Origin of the sequence: Microcoleus sp. B4-C1, assembly GCF_036705285.1 — a bacterium.
Classification (GTDB): Bacteria; Cyanobacteriota; Cyanobacteriia; order Cyanobacteriales; family Microcoleaceae; genus Microcoleus.
The window spans coordinates 76,702-92,628 of the sequence record NZ_JAUBUC010000021.1; the positions used below are offsets into that span (position 1 = coordinate 76,702).

A 15,927-nucleotide genomic window follows, 5' to 3' on the forward strand; every position below is an offset into this window, starting at 1 on the left:
CTGATGATTCACTTTTATCTACTCAATCCATGTACGCAGCCCGTTGGGGGTTGCGGAATGTGGATTTAAATGTCTGTGCCTTGCAACTGCGCTTTCCTCGCTCAAAGATTTATGCAATAAGTCTAAGGACTAATGGCTACTGATTACTGACTAAATCAATCATTAATAAATTCACCTTCACAGATAATCGAGTCTCTGTTCTCCAAATCTTCTTGATTCCAGACCGCGTTTAATGCTGCAGAACTTAAGGAAGTTGACATCGTATTTAATGTTGTGTTGTAGTATTCCGCAGCATTATTAAGTTCCACCTGCGGCGCTTCCTTGAAGTATGAATTAATATCAGGCGTGCACCGCTGGGCTTGGTAGTATACATAAGCTTCAGCATTAATGCACATTACGTGGTAAAAATCCTTATTTGCTGCCGCAACATCTCCAAGTTTATACAGCGCTAAACCCCGGTTGAGATAAGCTTTAACATAGTTCGGATCGAGTCTTACTGCTTGGTCAAAGTCTTCAATTGCAAGCTGCATTTGTTTTAATTTATAGCGAACGCAACCTCTGTTATAATAGGCATAAACATTTTGTGGATCGATGGCGAGTGCAATGTTGTAATCGGCCATCGCCTGCGTATTGTCTCCTAGTTGGTGGTAACAGAGACCTCGATTTATGTAAGCTTTGATATATTTAGGATTCAACCGCAGCGTTTCGTTAAAGTTTTCCGTTGCTGCCTCTTTTTCTCCCAAAAGGTAGTAAGCGCGCCCCCGGTTGTAATAGGTTTTATAATTGTTGGAATTGATAGAGAGAGCTCGATTGTAGTCTTCTATTGCTTCTTCGTAGTTTCCTAAATTAGCAAGTACCAGTCCCCGGTTGTTGTAGATAGCGTGGCTGTTAGGCTTATTTGCTAAAGCACAGTTTAAATCTTCAATGGCTTTGTCGTGTTCTCCGAGATGACGCCAAGCATTGCCTCGATTCAGGTAAGCCTCGAAGAAATTAGGATTGATATCTAGGGCTTGGCTGAGGTCTGCGATCGCTTTTTGGTAGTCTTTCATGTAATAATACACCAAGCCGCGATTGTTATAGGCTTTGGCATCGGCGGGATTGAGTTGCAGTATGCGATCGAAATCGTCGATCGCCGCTTCATAGTTTCCTTTCTTGGCGCTGTGCAAACCGCGCTTGTAAAATTGTTTGAGGTTCATAGGTCAACTTTCAGGAGTGCTTGATTCTGGGGGTTGATTCCTGTGCTGTCAGTTTTGAGTTCGACAGCCGTTAATCTGTTGAAAGAGCATCCACCTGCGGTCAGAGTAACTCTTGAATGATTCCGGGCAATCTACCGTAAACAGGATTTTTGGTTTATTTTAACAGTAGTTAAATCATGTGGAAAGGCTTTGCACGTCGGCTGGATTTACTTATTAGTCAGTTCGATTGTTTACCCGATCGACTTGCTCTCAAAAGTCTAGTTTTACTTGGTGCTCGGTGTCTCTTGATGCAGCGACGATCGGCTCGATCGGCAAATTAAGTTTGAGATCGCTACTCAGTATAAATTGTTGCCAGCAGTCCTACCGAGTAAACTCTCTATTTTTTTGACAAATTTCGTCTCAGTATTTGCGGCAGTACGTCTCTACAAACTTTTGTTGCCTAATTACCAATTACCGATTGATTTCCTCTTCCACATAAACTCTCAATTTCTCTAAATCTGGAAGTTCGATCAATTCTTGTTCCTTTTCCTTAACCGACATGGGCATCATCACAGGTTTACGCTGCTCGATCCAGCAACTCGCCAGCGGTAAAGTTTGTTCCAAATCTTCCAAAGGCCTCGGAATTACCATCACCGCGTTCAACTCGCCAATTCGCTCAGCTTCGTACATCCCTGCCTCTACGGCTACTGCTACATCTGCAACTGCACCGCGAATAATTGCCGTGCACAAACCGGCGCCAATTTTCTCGTAAGCTGCCAAGTGTACGTCTGCAGATTTGAGCATAGCATCGCAAGCACCGACCATTGCCGGAAATCCCCGGGTTTCGAGTAAACCGATCGCCTGATTGCTAAGGCGAGAATAATTGCCGCTTTCGGAAAGTTCAGTCAGCCGAAAGCCGATCGGCAAAACCACTTCCAAATTAGCCAAAGGTCTAGGAATCACCAACTTAGAAACAAACTGCCCGAACTGTTCGGCAGTTTGAGCTCCAGCTTCCACAGCCAAACGCACATCCGAAATTCTGCCCCGGACGATCGCGGTACAGTGACCGGAACCAATTTTTTCGTATCCTACTAAAATCACTCCTGCCGACTTGAGCATCATGTCAGCAGTCCCGACAATTGCCGGAAAACTCTTGGTGGATACCAAACCCAAAGCAGTGTCTTTGAAGTATTCCTGGCGCTGCGATCGCTCTTCGTGACTGTTACGATCTGTTTGTCCGTCCATCTTCTATTACCCTTAGAAACTTCCCAAAATAAAAATTTGTTGATAGTTTATAGTTTCTCAGATGAGAAGACAGACTGCACGAGCTACAAGACACTGATTGCTGCGGCAAGGCCTTACCAATTGCTGAGCTACCAATAATATGAGATTACCTATTTATATTTGATCTTCCTGCCTTCAGCATAGCTGTCTTTTGCCGAAATGACGGCTACCCGGAACCGCCCGATAGAGTTTGACCGTTTTCCTCCGATCGATTAAAAGCTTGTCGGTGCGGAAACAGTGTCCCCAACAGCCGATTGATGTGAGCTTGGCCGTACAGAATAGTTGGCGTTTCCCCTGGTTGGGGCGGCTCTGCGGCGGTGGATTCCGGCGGGTCTGGGGCCGTCTCCGGCGCAGTTTGAGGCGGTGTTTGGGCGGGTTGTGGCGGCTCGATCGGCTCGATCGGTTGATCGACTGGTGGCGTAGTGGCTTCGGGGGTTTCTGGTGATGTTGGCGCTGCTGTTGGCGCTGCTGCGGTTGCTTCTGGGGTGACTTGGCGGCTGGTATCTCCCATTAGAGAACCTGCTGGCATAATTTGCATTTGGTCGATACAAGGATTGATTAGGGTGGTCGCTGCGCCAATACAGGCATTTTCCCCGATCGTTCCCGCACCTACCACCAGCACCCCTGCACCCAGAATAACGCCCGCCGCGATTTCCAGAGTACCTTCACGGGCGTGAAGGATAACTCCCATACCGATACAGGCACCGGCGGCGATCGAGATCCGGCTTCCGGGCTCTGCTTGCAGGATTGCTCCAGGGGCGATCGCCGCACCCTCATGAACAACTACATCGCCACTCATCAAAATCTGAGAGTTGCTACTTAATTGCAGGGGCGATAAATACATTCGACTTCACCATGAAAGGAGCTATTTTTTTCGATAAAACGACTTTAAATTATGGGTTTTCTCGACTGATAAATTTAACCATGTCAATCTAAGAAACGATAATTTACTAATACTGATAAGCTTGATGCTTTAACGTTTTATAGAAACTTTCAGAAGATTCTAGATTTTGACCAACATTTGTCAATCGAGCTTTTTAACTATCTCAAATCCAACTTCAATCCGCTGGGGTTTCTCCCGTTGGCCCCAGTGCGAGGACTTAACGGAAGAAACAAGCTAATTACCTAGCAAATTAAGGACGCTGGATAATTTCTTCCAGTACCCGGCGCTTCGCCTTGGAGTCGATACCCAGCAAGCGGACGTACTCGCCGCTGTGTTCTTTGAGACAGCTTTCGAGGGCGGAAATCACTTCGGCTTCGCGGTTGGAGGCGATCGGGGCGCAACTGCTCCAAGAACCGGTGCGGAAACGGCGCGCGTCGGCGTGTTCCGTGCCAATTTTGTAGCCTTGGGAAAGCAGGTTGCGGATTTGGTCGATCGTCTTGCCGGTCAAACTGCCGCTGCTGGCCGAACCAGTCGAAGCTGCTTTGTATCCCGATGTTGCTGCCGACTTAGATGTTCCTGCAGGCTTAGCCGATTGAGCAACCGGGCCGTCGGGACGCTGAATAATTTCTTCAACTATGCGTCGCTTAGCTTTCGGGTCAATCCCGATCAAGCGCACGTACTCACCCGGGTACTCGTTCATCACAGCTTCCAAAGCGGCGATCGCCTCAGATTCATTTTTGACTTGCAGCGAAGCCCCGCTTTGCCAAGAACTGGTGCGGAAGCGGCGCGCGTCGGCGTGTTCCGTGCCAATTTTGTAGCCTTGAGCTAGCAAGCCGCGAACCTGAGTCACTGTTTCGGCACTCAATTTTCCGCTTGACACGGAACCGCTATTGTGGTATGAAGCTTGTTGTGCAACTTTACCGTTAGATTGGTGAGTTTTCGCACCGTTAGAACCGTTAGAGCCGTTGTCTCCCGGTCTTTGGACGATTTCTTCTAGTACGCGGCGCTTGGCTTTGGTGTCAATCCCGATCAAGCGGACGTATTCTCCTTGGTGCTCGGCCATGCAAGCTGACAAGGCCGCGATTACTTCAGAGTCGCGGGTTGAGGAAATGGGGCCGCAAGTGCGCCAAGAACCGGTACGGAAGCGGCGTGCGTCGGCGTGTTCGGCTCCCACGCTGTATCCTTGAGCTAGTAAATTACGGATGCTATCGGCAAGAGTTGAACTCAATTGGGTGCCGGCATGGGTAGAATATTTGGTTTGAGTCATATTTGGGTTTTTAGTTTGCTCGTTGCGAATTGGTGCTAGACAGGCGATGTTCTCAGCGCAGCGATAACCCGTTCTCAGAGCGTCATTGATGCCGATGACATGGGTCGCAAATTGAATGTCAGAATCTTGAACGTCAGGCAAGCGATCGGCTTGCTTCTGATTAGTGATGATGGCTCCCGAAGGTACGTACTTACCGGGGGGAATCTCCACATCTTTAATTAGTACGTGCATCATGACAATGCAGCCGTTGCCCACTCTGGCATTGAACACCGTGGAGCGAAAGCCGATAAAGCAGTTGTCGCCCACGTAGGCCGGGCCGTGAATTAAACTCATGTGGGTGAGGGAAGTATTTTTCCCCACCCACACAGAATAAGATTTGTCGTCGTCTCCTGTGACTCGGCCTTGTTCTAGGCCGTGAATCACTACTCCGTCTTGAATGTTGCTTCCTTGTCCGATATAAAAAGGAGTACCTTCATCGGCGCGGATAGATGTCCCGGGGGCAATCATCACATTAGAACCGATCTGCACATCCCCAATAATGTTAGAAAAGGAATGTACGAAGGCGGTGTCGTGAATTTTAGGCTCAGCCAAGTTTTTCGACCAAGGCGTCGGGGGAGCCGCAACGTTGCGGACTGCCATAAATTAAGTTCTCCTAAGCTGAAAATTTTTTGTTAGTTGTTAGTTGTCAACTGTTCACTGTTAGCTGTTCACTGTTCACTGTCAACTGTTCACTGTTAGCTGTTCACTGTTCACTGTTCACTGTTCACTGTTCACTGTTCACTGTTCACTGTTCACTGCCAACTGTCAACTGCCAACTGTCAACTGCCAACTAGCGGTATGGGTCGTCTTTTTTACTGTAAATGAGGCGGTTTTCTACATTGACAGTATCTATAATGCCTACTACTAGAGCATCGATCGGACGGTTTTCGCTTCCGGGCGCGATCCGGGCTGCGCTGCCTCGGGTTACTAAAACCCATTCATCTATACCAGCGCCCACACAGTCAGCGGCTACCTCATAGCCGGGAACTGGCGAACCTTCCTCATCGATGAATTGCAGCAGTAGAAATTTCGATCCTCTCAGTGTCGGCTCTTTTTGGGTACTGACAACTGTGCCGAGAACTTTGGCCATTTGCATTTTAGGTAATAGGTAATAGGTAATTGGTAATTGTCATTTTTTCACTTAGTCACTTGTCGTTTTTAGATTTGCTTTCTTCTGTCTGCTCGGCGCCTTTTAGAGTTCTTCGTCTAGTAACTAATGACTCGCCAGAAACGGGTAAAATTCCCCACTTAAGTGGATGATCCCGAAATTTTAGACTAAGAGTTCAAGCTCCCCAATTCAATGCGAGAGTCAATCTAAAATCTAAAATCTAAAATCGACGGACTCATGACTAATGACTAATAACCAATATCCCATGCCCACCTCAATTAAAAATTAAAAATGCTAAATCAAAAACATCGCGATTTTTAATTTTTAATTACCAAACGCCCCTAACAGCCGTGAAGCGAAGCTATCCCGTAGGGAATCGCCTATCTTATGATCTGTTGAGAGGGCGAATGCCACTCACGCCTTCACGGAACTGTTCTACAGCTTCGGTGTAGCGAATCGGCAGCACGTACTCTAAGTTTTCGTGAGGGCGGGCGATAATGTGGGTGGACATCACTTGTCCGCCGTTAACGCGCTTCACTGACTCTACTCCGGCTGCGACAGAAGCTTGCACTTCCGAGACATCTCCTCTTACAATGACCGTAACCCGAGCGCTACCGATTTTTTCGTAGCCTACCAAGGTGACGCGGGCTGCTTTGACCATCGCGTCAGCGGCTTCTACCACTGCGGGGAAGCCTAGGGTTTCGATCATGCCAACTGCAATTGCCATTGGTTTTACTCCTGATTGAATATTTGGGGAACTAAACAGTTAATTTTTGACGATCGCACAAATTTTTCTTTAACGAAATTTTTGTGCGCTAAGAACTTAGTAGCCTCGGAACTGTTCTACTGCTTCTGTATATCGAATCGGCAGAACGTATTCTAGGTTTTCGTGGGGGCGAGCGATGATGTGGGTAGAGACGACTTCTCCGCCGTTGACCCGCTTGACGGATTCCACTCCGGCTGCGACTGACGCTTGGACTTCCGACACGTTGCCGCGCACAATTACGGTGACGCGGGCGCTGCCGATTTTTTCATAGCCCACGAGGGTAACGCGAGCAGCTTTGACCATAGCATCGGCAGCTTCCACCACAGCGGGAAAACCTTTTGTCTCAATCATTCCCACGGCAATTGACATTTTTGAATCTCCTTTGAGGATGAGCGAAATTACCGTTACAAATCTTTGAGAAATCTAAAAATTTGGACGGGGAGGCCCACATTTTTTAGTAAGGCAGTGTAAAGCTTCCTATCCTATAAGAATAGGGGAAGCTGTCCACCTTGACAATATAAACTAACATCATAATGTTTAATAACAAAAATTAAAATTTTTTATGTTACTTAAAATAATTTCATATTTATTTAATAATCTTAATATTTAGAGGGGTAGATACCGAGAGCGAGGGGGGATTAAAGTAAGTAAGAATACTCATAAAGTAGAGTTCGGTATGCGAAGCCGGAGCCGATCGCTGGCGGGAAACTAGGGGAGTTCAAAATGGGGATCGCGGGTAAATCGCCAAAAAAGGCAGTCTTGGCCCATCGGCAGGCATTTTTTTCTTTGAGTGCCTCGTCTGCTCAGCCTATAATTTTGTGTTGAGATAATTATCAGTTTTGATGCTTTCATGTATAGTTAATCTGGACTGCAAATTATTTTGCCACAACTATACGATCGGGTTTAGTCAAAGTTTTAGGGCCTCGCGCGATCGCCCGCTACTGTTTTTGTATAAAAGCAGCCAGTAATTTCAAGTTTAAGGCATAAATTAAATGACTCAATTTCTCCTCCAAGCCTGTTGGTGGGTACCTTTATATGGCTTAATAGGCGCAATTTTAACTTTGCCGTGGTCTACCGGCACCATTCGCAGAACAGGCCCAAGACCAGCAGCTTACTTCAATTTGCTGATGACAGTGGTGGCTTTCATACACGGATCAGTTATTTTTACAGCGACTTGGGATCAACCGCCGCAACAGTTGCTCGTGCACTGGGTGCAAGCAGCCGATTTAGATTTGTCTTTTGCAATAGAAATCTCCACGGTCAGCGTCGGAGCAATGGAGTTAGTTACACTTCTGAGTTTGCTAGCACAAATTTACGCTCTAGGCTACATGGAAAAAGACTGGGCGCTAGCTCGATTTTTTGGGCTGCTCGGTTTTTTTGAAGCAGCAATTAGCGGCATTGCTATTAGCGACTCACTGCTTCTAACTTACGCTTTATTGGAAATGCTGACGCTTTCAACTTACTTGCTAGTCGGGTTTTGGTACGCTCAACCGCTGGTAGTAACAGCCGCTAGAGATGCGTTTTTAACCAAGCGTGTAGGAGACGTGCCACTGCTGATGGGAGTAGTAACGCTTTCAACTTTAGCAGGAAGTTTGAATTTTTCCGATTTAGAAACATGGGCTGAAACTGCAACTTTGTCTCCCCTAGTGGCGACTCTTTTAGGTTTGGCTTTAATCTCCGCCCCTACAGCCAAGTGCGCTCAATTTCCCTTCCATTTGTGGCTCGACGAGGCGATGGAAGGGCCAAACCCGGCTTCGATTATGCGGAATACGGTAGTTGTGGGCGCTGGGGCTTATGTTTTGATTAAACTTCAGCCTGTTTTAGCGCTGTCGCCCGTGACGGATGGGGTGCTGGTGGTTTTGGGTGCGGTGACGGCTGTTGGCGCTTCCTTGGTGGCGATCGCCCAAATCGACCTCAAAAGAGCACTATCGCATTCTACCAGCGCTTCTTTGGGTTTGGTGTTTATCGCCGTGGGGCTAAATCAAGTTGACATTGCTTTACTGTTGCTGTTCGCGCACTCGATCGCCAAAGGCCTATTATTCATGAGCGTAGGGTCAATTATTACCACAACTAACACTCAAAATTTAACAGAAATGGGTGGGTTGTGGTCGAAGATGCCTGCCACGACTACCGCTTATTTAGTAGGCGCTGCGGGGATGGTAGCCCTGTTGCCTCTGGGCAACTTTTGGGCGATGCGACGCTGGCTCAACGGTTTTTGGACGGTGCCTTTGTGGCTGGTAATAGTGCTGCTTTTAGTTAACGGTTTGACAGCCCTAAATTTAACCCGCATATTCGGTTTAGTGTTTGTGGGAAAACCGCAGCCGAAAACTCGCAGAGCTCCAGAAGTTGGTTGGCCGATGGCTTTGCCGATGGTAATTTTGACAGTGATGGGGCTGTTGGTTCCTTGGATGTTGCAGCAGTGGCAACTGTTAATTAGTTGGACTGGGCCTTGGGCGGAAACGGGAGATTTTGATACTTTAAATTTGCTGTTGAAGACGCTGGATACGCCGCTGTTGCTGTTATCTGGGTTGATTGGCGTTGCGGTTGGGGTAGCGATTTATTGGTACGGGGTTTTACCTCGACCGGTACGGCTGCCTGTGCCGGCGTTGCAGGATTTGTTTGCTTACGATTTTTATATTGATCGAGTTTACCGCTTGACTGTCGTTTGGGCTGTGGCTTCTATTTCTAAAATCAGCGCTTGGACTGATAGGTATGTGGTGGACGGGGCGGTGAATTTGTTCGGTTTTGCCACAATTTTCAGCGGTGAAGGGTTGAAGTACAGCGGCACCGGTCAGTCGCAGTTTTATGTGTTGACTATTGTGGCGGGGGTTGCTGTGTTCCTGGCGTTGATTATTTGGCAGTTTTAAACCGCAGAGTTTGGCAGATGAATCTATTCTGGGTTTGTCTGCTTTTTGTCTGATGTTATTTAATTTTAAACCGCAGATGAACGCAGATGATTTTATTCTGGGTTTGTCTGCTTTTTTATCTAATTTTATTCAAACTCGATCGGCCACAATTCGATCACTGGAACTTCCCAACCGGGCAAAAGTTCGGGAATTGAAATCATGTCGCCGTCTCTCAATACCACTGGATCTGCTTGGGGAGTGTAAATTGTTATTGTGCGCTTGTCAGGGTCGATTAATATTCCTACTTTGGCTCCTAGTTCGATAAATGATAAAATTTTTTCTCGCAGGGGTTTGAGGCGATCGGACTGAGATTTGATTTCTACAACTAAGTCGGGAACGAGTTCGGCAAAATACCTTTTACTTTGTTTGAGGCGATCGGCGGTTACAAACGAAACATCGGGTGCTGTAAGATTTGAATTGGGGAGAATAAACCCGCCACTGGACTCAAACACTCGTCCAAGTTTGCGGGGTTTGACCCAGTTTAGTAAAAGTCTGACTAACTCTGCCCCAATTTCGCTCGATACAATGTCTGATGGACCCATAAGGATAATCTTCCCGTCTACGAGTTCTAATTGGTAGTCTAGATGCGCTTCCGAGAGTATACCTTGCAGTTGTTCCAAGTCGGCAACGGTGAGGCGGGTGGAAGGAGAACCGGATTTAATTTGCAAATCTTCTCGATCTGTAAGACTTGAGGTCATAGGAGGATTCCAGACACATTTGAATCTATGTTAACAAGAAAATCAGCCGATCGCTTTTTTATGCAGTTGCTTTGCGTTAATGTTAAATATATACCAATCCTTGCAGGAGTCGTAAATTTTTTACCCCACCCCAACCCTCCCCGATGCCTTGGGGAGGGAGTAAGAAATTCACAAATGATTTAGGATTGCTATATCTCTAAAAACTGCGTAATAAAGGAAAGTTTTAATTGATGCTCAGTGCTTTAATCTGGATACCTATGTTGGCGGCTGCCATGATTGGGCTCTGGCCCGGTGCGATCAGTTCTAAAATAGTTCGGAATGTCGCGATCGCCATTGCGGGTATAACTTTTATTCTCTCGGTGATTTTGGCAGTTCAGTTTGATGCCAGTACCAGTCAGTTGCAGTTTGCGGAATTCATTCCTTGGATAGATGTTTTGGGATTGAATTACAATCTCGGTGTTGATGGTTTGGCTCTGCCTTTGGTAATTTTAAATACTCTGCTGACAGGAATAGCTATTTACGCTACGGATGAGTCGATCCGCAGACCTCGACTTTATTATTCTTTGATTCTGTTAATTACCGGCGGCGTAACAGGGGCTTTTTTATCTCAAAATTTGCTGCTGTTTTTCCTGTTTTTTGAGGTAGAATTGATTCCGCTTTACCTGTTAATTGCGATTTGGGGAGGCGAGCGCCGGGGTTATGCTGCTACTAAGTTTTTAATCTATACTGCATTTTCGGGAATTGTGCTGCTGGCTGCTTTCTTGGGCACTGGTTGGCTTAGCGGTGCTTCGAGTTTCGATATGGTTGGTGCAGCGGGCGCATCGCATTTACAAGGAGGATTGCCATTGCCTTTGGTAAGGCAAATTGTTTTGCTGGCAGGGGTGTTGCTGGCTTTTGGAATTAAGATGCCTTTGGTGCCTTTTCATACTTGGCTGCCGGATGCTCACGTAGAAGCTTCGACGCCGGTTTCGGTGCTGCTGGCGGGGGTGCTTTTGAAGCTGGGAACTTATGGGATGCTGCGCTTTGGTTTGGGTTTGTTTCCCGATGCGTGGGGGGTGGCGGCACCTTGGTTGGCGAGTTGGGCGGTGGTAAGCGTGCTTTACGGGGCGAGTTGCGCGATCGCCCAAAAAGATATGAAAAAAATTGTAGCTTACAGTTCGATCGCTCACATGGGCTACATTTTGTTAGCTAGCGCCGCAGCTACTCCGATTAGTATGCTGGGAACAGTTTTGCAAATGGTTAGCCACGGTTTAATTTCAGGGCTGCTATTTTTGAGTGTCGGCGTTATTTACAAAAAATCCGGCACCCGCAACATCGATGTGCTCAAAGGTTTGTTCAATCCCGATCGCGGTTTGCCGATGATTGGCAGTTTAATGATCCTCGGCGTGATGGCTAGTGCCGGCATTCCAGGTTTGGCTGGATTTATTGCTGAATTTTTGATATTTCGGGGCAGTTTGCCAGTGTTTCCCGTGCAAACTTTGCTCTGCATGATCGGCACTGGTTTAACTTCAGTTTACTTTTTAATTATGGTCAACCGCGCCTTTTTCGGCCGCCTTTCGGATGTGGTGGTAAATTTGCCGCAAGTCCGCTGGGACGATCGCATTCCTTCGCTGGTTTTAGCAATAATTATTGCCATCATGGGAGTGCAGCCGGGAGTTTTAGTTGCTTTGAGCGAGAAAACTGCGATCGGAATGGTTGCTAATGTGCCACCCCAAGTTAAAGTGATTGCTCAAAACTTGAAATAAAATATGACCTAAGTTCGTAGCATCTGACATCTTGCAGCAATATCAATAAGAGGATTTTTCGTGGGGTCGGGCGGGTTTATATAACCTATTTGCAAGCTTTAAGGCTGTTGGCGAACCCGCCCCTAGGGCTAATTGAGAATGGTGCAAGATATCAGTAGCATCGGACTTTAGTCCTATGGCAGTTTTCAATCCCATAAAATACAGCAGACGGCTGTAGGGACACGGCACTGCCGTGTCCCTACCTATTCCATTCATCAGTATATCCGTGTTCAAATCCGTGTCGTGCCTTCCTTCAATTAAGGTTAAATAAAAATGACAAGTACCGTATTAAAACCATCTGCCCATCCCCTAGCCGCATACATTGACCTCTTGGAATCAGGCAAAGCTTTACTGCCAGAATCTACGGAAAATGTAGTTGAAGTTGTCGGCGTGCTGAAAAGTTATGGCATTGTTTTAGATGCCTATTCTCGCAATCTCAATTATATTGCAGAAGAACAGTTTTTAGTGCTTTTCCCGTTTTTCAAATATTTCAACGGAGATGTGACGCTGCCGAAATTAATTCGCTATTTGTGGCACGATCGCATAAATTTTGAGTATGCTGAGTATTGCATGAAAACTATGCTGTGGCACGGCGGCGGTGGTTTGGATAGTTATTTGGATTCCCCGGAATTTAGCAGTTTGGTCGAAAAGGCGATCGCTGCTAAATTGAAAGGCAATTTTTTCATGCAGGGACTAAACAAAACCTTTCCTAATTTTTTGCCGGAACAAGTGCGGATGCTGGCTTACTACACCGGTCTCGGTCAGTTTTGGCGGGTAATGAGCGATTTGTTTATGGACTTATCTGATTCCTACGATCGAGGGGAAACTAAGTCTATTTCTGACGTTGTTAATTTTGTCAAAGCCGGTTTAGTCGCGGCCGCCAGTCTGCCAATTACTTACAGCGTCAAGATTCACGGTCAAGTCTACGATATCATTCCGGCCTCGGCTAACTTAACATTTTTACCAGATGTAGCCGTGCCTTATGTAGAGGCTGTTTTCTTTCGGGGCACAGCTTTTTTTGGCACAGTTTCCTACAACGCTCAAGCCCATCAAATCCCGGAAAAACAAAAAGATTTTGCCTACGGGGCTTTGTTTGCTGATCCTTTACCTATTGGAGGTGCAGGGATTCCGCCCACTCAATTGATGCAAGATATGCGCCATTATTTGCCGGAGTATTTGCACGAAGTTTATCGCACTAGCTGTCGCGGTGAAGACGATGTGCGGGTGCAAATTTGCCAAAGTTTTCAGAAGTCGATGTTTTGCGTGACGACGGCGACTATTTTGGGTTTAGCACCTCATCCCATGAATACCTCCGATCCAGAGGAAAAAAAGGCTAATCGCGCTTATTTGGAAGGTTGGATGGATCGATTTGGGAATTCTCGCTTGGATTGGGCAAATCAGCCAACGAACAGGGCCTGTCAGTTGTTCCCGGAACGGTAATTGTAGGGTGCGTGACAGCGAGAAATATTTGACTCGCTTGCGAATGCGGACACTCACGCACCGCTTCTAGGAAATGCAATTGTAGGGTGCGTGACAGCGAGAAAATTTGACTCGCAAGTTGCGAATGCGGAAGTCACGCACTGCAATTTGTATTGACAATAAGGGTTATAAGGGTTATTATCAAACAACTAGCATTGTTTAATACATCGAATAAACTGATATCTTTCACGTATCCCGTCAGTCCGCAAGGGGTTTAAACCCCTTGCTCAAAGCTAAAGTCCACAGCGACGAGCACTACAATCGCAGCACGGGAGCCGGTGAAACCAGGTTTTTTGCCAAAAAGACGCGTTCTAGCCAGTAGATCAGGTAAAAAACCCGGTTTCTAAGCATCAGATCGCCTAAGTTCTTAATCGTTTGTGAAAATGCTGCTTTCTGGTGAGTTCAAATGACTTTGACATCATTGAATCAAGCTTTACATCGAATTTTAAAATGGTTAGAAGAACACAAGCCGGAAGCTATTTCATTATTACAACCAGGCTTGTCTAAGAATGAAATTGAAGAACTTGTTAAAGACTTGCCAATTCAATTTCCACAAGAACTTTACGAGTTATACAAATGGAAAAATGGTTCGGAAGATAGTCTAGGTATAGCAAATGCTGCTTACATTTTTGAGTATTTTAGTTTTTATCCTCTAGAAACTGCTATAGAACAATATCGATCGAAGCTAAATTTTAATAAGCCGTGGAGAAATAATATATATAGTTCCCGTTGGATGGAAATATTTTTTTGTTATATACCAGAAGTTGGAGGTTATGTATTAGTTGACGGCAGTCAAGAAATCAGTCAGGTAATTTTCGCCTATCATAAAGACGCTGATGACATTACCAAGAAATATACCAACCTCACCAGCATGATGGTAACGATAGCAGAGTGTTATGAAACAGGAGCTTATTCCGTAACTAAACATGAAGATTTTACAGGCTCAGTAACTAAAGATTATCAAAAAGCGCATCAAATTTGGTGCAAACACAACTCAGAGATCGTAGATTCACTACTGGAAAAACTGCAAGAATTATCGTCTTATCACTCCTTTATAGATATAGCAGCCGATATAAGGGAGCTAAAAGACCCAAGAACTGTAAAACTCCTAATTCGGGCTTTAGAAAGACCTGTTTTGACTTACGATGATTTAGGGATTCAAGGATTAGCTGCTAAGATGTTGGGAGAATTAGGCGATGCTGGGGCTGTTGAACCTCTCATTTCTGCTTTACAAAACGATAGCTGGATGACTCAATATTGGGAAGCAAGATCGCTAGGTCAGGTCAAATATAAACCAGCAAATGACCCTTGGATCGAACCTTTGAAAAATAGCCATAATCGAGTTCGAGAGATGGCAGTTTGGGCGTTAGGAGAAATCGGAGATTTAAGAGCAGTAGAACCCCTGATTGATGCTTTGCGGGATAGCGATTATAGGGTAAAACAAGCGGCAAATGAAGCCTGGGATAAACTGGTTGCCAGGTTTCCTGAGATTGATGAAGAAATTCCCTTTTAACCTAATTAGTAATTCATCTGTACTATCTAAATTCGGATTAAAAGACTGAGACCGTGAGAATCGGTTCCGCAAGTTCCCAGCAAAGCATAAGTTTCTGCTAAATCTTTGACTAAAGCAGTTTGCATGGGACTGGGTTTCCAAGGATTGGGATTACCGTAAGCATAGTAAATTTCTACACCGTCAATGCCGAAACCGGCTGCTTCTGGGATTAGTTTATCTGCAGTCGATCGATACCTGCAAGGATGTGCGAGAATTGCTAAACCTCCTGCTTCATGAATAGCTTCAATTACCCTAGCTGCTGAATAACAATAAGTACCTTCAGTGCTTTTACCTCGTAGGTATGGTTGGAGATTGGGATGTTGCGGATCAAAGGCGTAAGCGAGAATGTGTACGTCGTTGTTGAGCAATTCGGCATTAATTTCAGCGCCTGTCCAGAGACTAGGTGCTTCACTATTTTTGTCAGGATGGTTTAATTTCCAATTATCCAGCCAAATTTGAGCTTTAACGTAGCCTTCGGTGCTGTGGTGGTCGGTGATAGCTAAGCCCTTGAGACCGCGGGCTATGGCTTGTTCCATCAATTTCTCTGGCTGCAATCGCCCGTCGGAGTAGACTGTGTGCATATGAAAATTATAGGAACCCGGACAGCTATCGGCATCAATTGTCTGAAAGACTTGTTTGAGTGCTGAGATATTCTGGGCTTCTGGTTTGAGACTAGAAGCGGGGGACGTAGCGAAATTGACAGCCATAAGCGTTATTATAGAAAAAACTAGCTTTGTTTAATATATCTAATAAATTCATATGTTGCACCTGTGGCAATAGTCGGCTGTAGGATTGAAACATCTGGCTGATTGTGGCGTTCGGCACAAGATATCAATTCACTCGCACATCTTGCACAATTCTCTATCCAGCATTTTATCGTCGGGTGGGGGCGGGTTTATGAGATTATTGATTTTAACTACCAGCCGGGAAGTCCCGGGCGTATATTCAGAGGGGATGAATCTGAGCGCTAAGCGAAGTACCCCGAA

14 protein-coding genes are annotated in these 15,927 nt (G+C 45.9%); 5 read left to right on the forward strand and 9 right to left on the reverse strand.

The annotated features are described in order from the left end of the window. Positions 1-155: 155 nt before the first annotated feature. Positions 156-1,196 (reverse strand): tetratricopeptide repeat protein, encoded by a 1,041-nt coding sequence (locus QUB26_RS11280; protein WP_333239078.1) that lies wholly within the window; start codon positions 1,194-1,196, stop codon positions 156-158. Between the two features lie 176 nt (positions 1,197-1,372). Between QUB26_RS11280 and QUB26_RS11285 the strand changes: the two genes are divergently transcribed. Next, complete coding sequence (locus QUB26_RS11285; RefSeq protein WP_333318009.1) at positions 1,373-1,516, forward strand: hypothetical protein; 144 nt, start codon at positions 1,373-1,375, stop codon at positions 1,514-1,516. A 130-nt stretch (positions 1,517-1,646) separates the two neighbouring features. Here QUB26_RS11285 and QUB26_RS11290 read toward each other — a convergent pair whose 3' ends face one another. The 6 genes from QUB26_RS11290 to QUB26_RS11315 form a co-directional block, all read right to left on the reverse strand. Next, on the reverse strand, positions 1,647-2,420 hold the full coding sequence (locus QUB26_RS11290; RefSeq protein WP_333318011.1) for a BMC domain-containing protein: 774 nt from the start codon (positions 2,418-2,420) through the stop codon (positions 1,647-1,649). A gap of 205 nt (positions 2,421-2,625) precedes the next feature. After that, positions 2,626-3,303 (reverse strand): carbon dioxide concentrating mechanism protein, encoded by a 678-nt coding sequence (locus QUB26_RS11295; RefSeq protein WP_333318013.1) that lies wholly within the window; start codon positions 3,301-3,303, stop codon positions 2,626-2,628. Positions 3,304-3,592: 289 nt separating this feature from the next. Then, the gene (locus tag QUB26_RS11300) at positions 3,593-5,248 is read right to left on the reverse strand and encodes a ribulose bisphosphate carboxylase small subunit (RefSeq protein WP_333239074.1); all 1,656 of its coding nucleotides are present in this window, start codon (positions 5,246-5,248) and stop codon (positions 3,593-3,595) included. Between the two features lie 190 nt (positions 5,249-5,438). Beyond that, positions 5,439-5,744 (reverse strand): EutN/CcmL family microcompartment protein, encoded by a 306-nt coding sequence (locus tag QUB26_RS11305; protein ID WP_172186882.1) that lies wholly within the window; start codon positions 5,742-5,744, stop codon positions 5,439-5,441. Between the two features lie 397 nt (positions 5,745-6,141). After that, the gene (locus tag QUB26_RS11310; RefSeq protein WP_006635058.1) at positions 6,142-6,483 is read right to left on the reverse strand and encodes a carbon dioxide-concentrating mechanism protein CcmK; all 342 of its coding nucleotides are present in this window, start codon (positions 6,481-6,483) and stop codon (positions 6,142-6,144) included. A gap of 96 nt (positions 6,484-6,579) precedes the next feature. Continuing rightward, positions 6,580-6,891: a carbon dioxide-concentrating mechanism protein CcmK gene (locus QUB26_RS11315; protein ID WP_006635059.1), complete on the reverse strand. Its 312-nt coding sequence runs from the start codon at positions 6,889-6,891 to the stop codon at positions 6,580-6,582. A 623-nt stretch (positions 6,892-7,514) separates the two neighbouring features. On the opposite strand from QUB26_RS11315, the gene QUB26_RS11320 reads away from it, so the two are divergent. Beyond that, positions 7,515-9,389, forward strand: a complete 1,875-nt coding sequence (locus QUB26_RS11320) for an NAD(P)H-quinone oxidoreductase subunit F (protein ID WP_333239072.1) — start codon at positions 7,515-7,517, stop codon at positions 9,387-9,389. A gap of 125 nt (positions 9,390-9,514) precedes the next feature. Here QUB26_RS11320 and QUB26_RS11325 read toward each other — a convergent pair whose 3' ends face one another. Next, positions 9,515-10,126, reverse strand: coding sequence for a Uma2 family endonuclease (locus tag QUB26_RS11325; RefSeq protein ID WP_333053456.1), 612 nt, complete (start codon positions 10,124-10,126; stop codon positions 9,515-9,517). Positions 10,127-10,356: 230 nt separating this feature from the next. On the opposite strand from QUB26_RS11325, the gene QUB26_RS11330 reads away from it, so the two are divergent. The 3 genes from QUB26_RS11330 to QUB26_RS11340 all read left to right on the forward strand — a co-directional run bounded on the left by QUB26_RS11330 (position 10,357) and on the right by QUB26_RS11340 (position 14,902). Further along, a complete protein-coding gene (locus QUB26_RS11330; RefSeq protein ID WP_333318017.1) occupies positions 10,357-11,871 on the forward strand; it encodes an NADH-quinone oxidoreductase subunit M in 1,515 nt (504 codons plus the stop codon). A 312-nt stretch (positions 11,872-12,183) separates the two neighbouring features. Then, positions 12,184-13,350, forward strand: coding sequence for a CO2 hydration protein (locus QUB26_RS11335; protein ID WP_333318019.1), 1,167 nt, complete (start codon positions 12,184-12,186; stop codon positions 13,348-13,350). 445 nt (positions 13,351-13,795) lie between these two features. Further along, on the forward strand, positions 13,796-14,902 hold the full coding sequence (locus QUB26_RS11340) for a HEAT repeat domain-containing protein (RefSeq protein ID WP_333239064.1): 1,107 nt from the start codon (positions 13,796-13,798) through the stop codon (positions 14,900-14,902). A 26-nt stretch (positions 14,903-14,928) separates the two neighbouring features. On the opposite strand, the gene QUB26_RS11345 is transcribed toward QUB26_RS11340, so the two are convergent. Further along, entirely contained in the window at positions 14,929-15,648 is a 720-nt protein-coding gene (locus QUB26_RS11345) for a PHP domain-containing protein (protein ID WP_333318021.1), read from the reverse strand. Between the last annotated feature and the right edge of the window lie 279 nt (positions 15,649-15,927).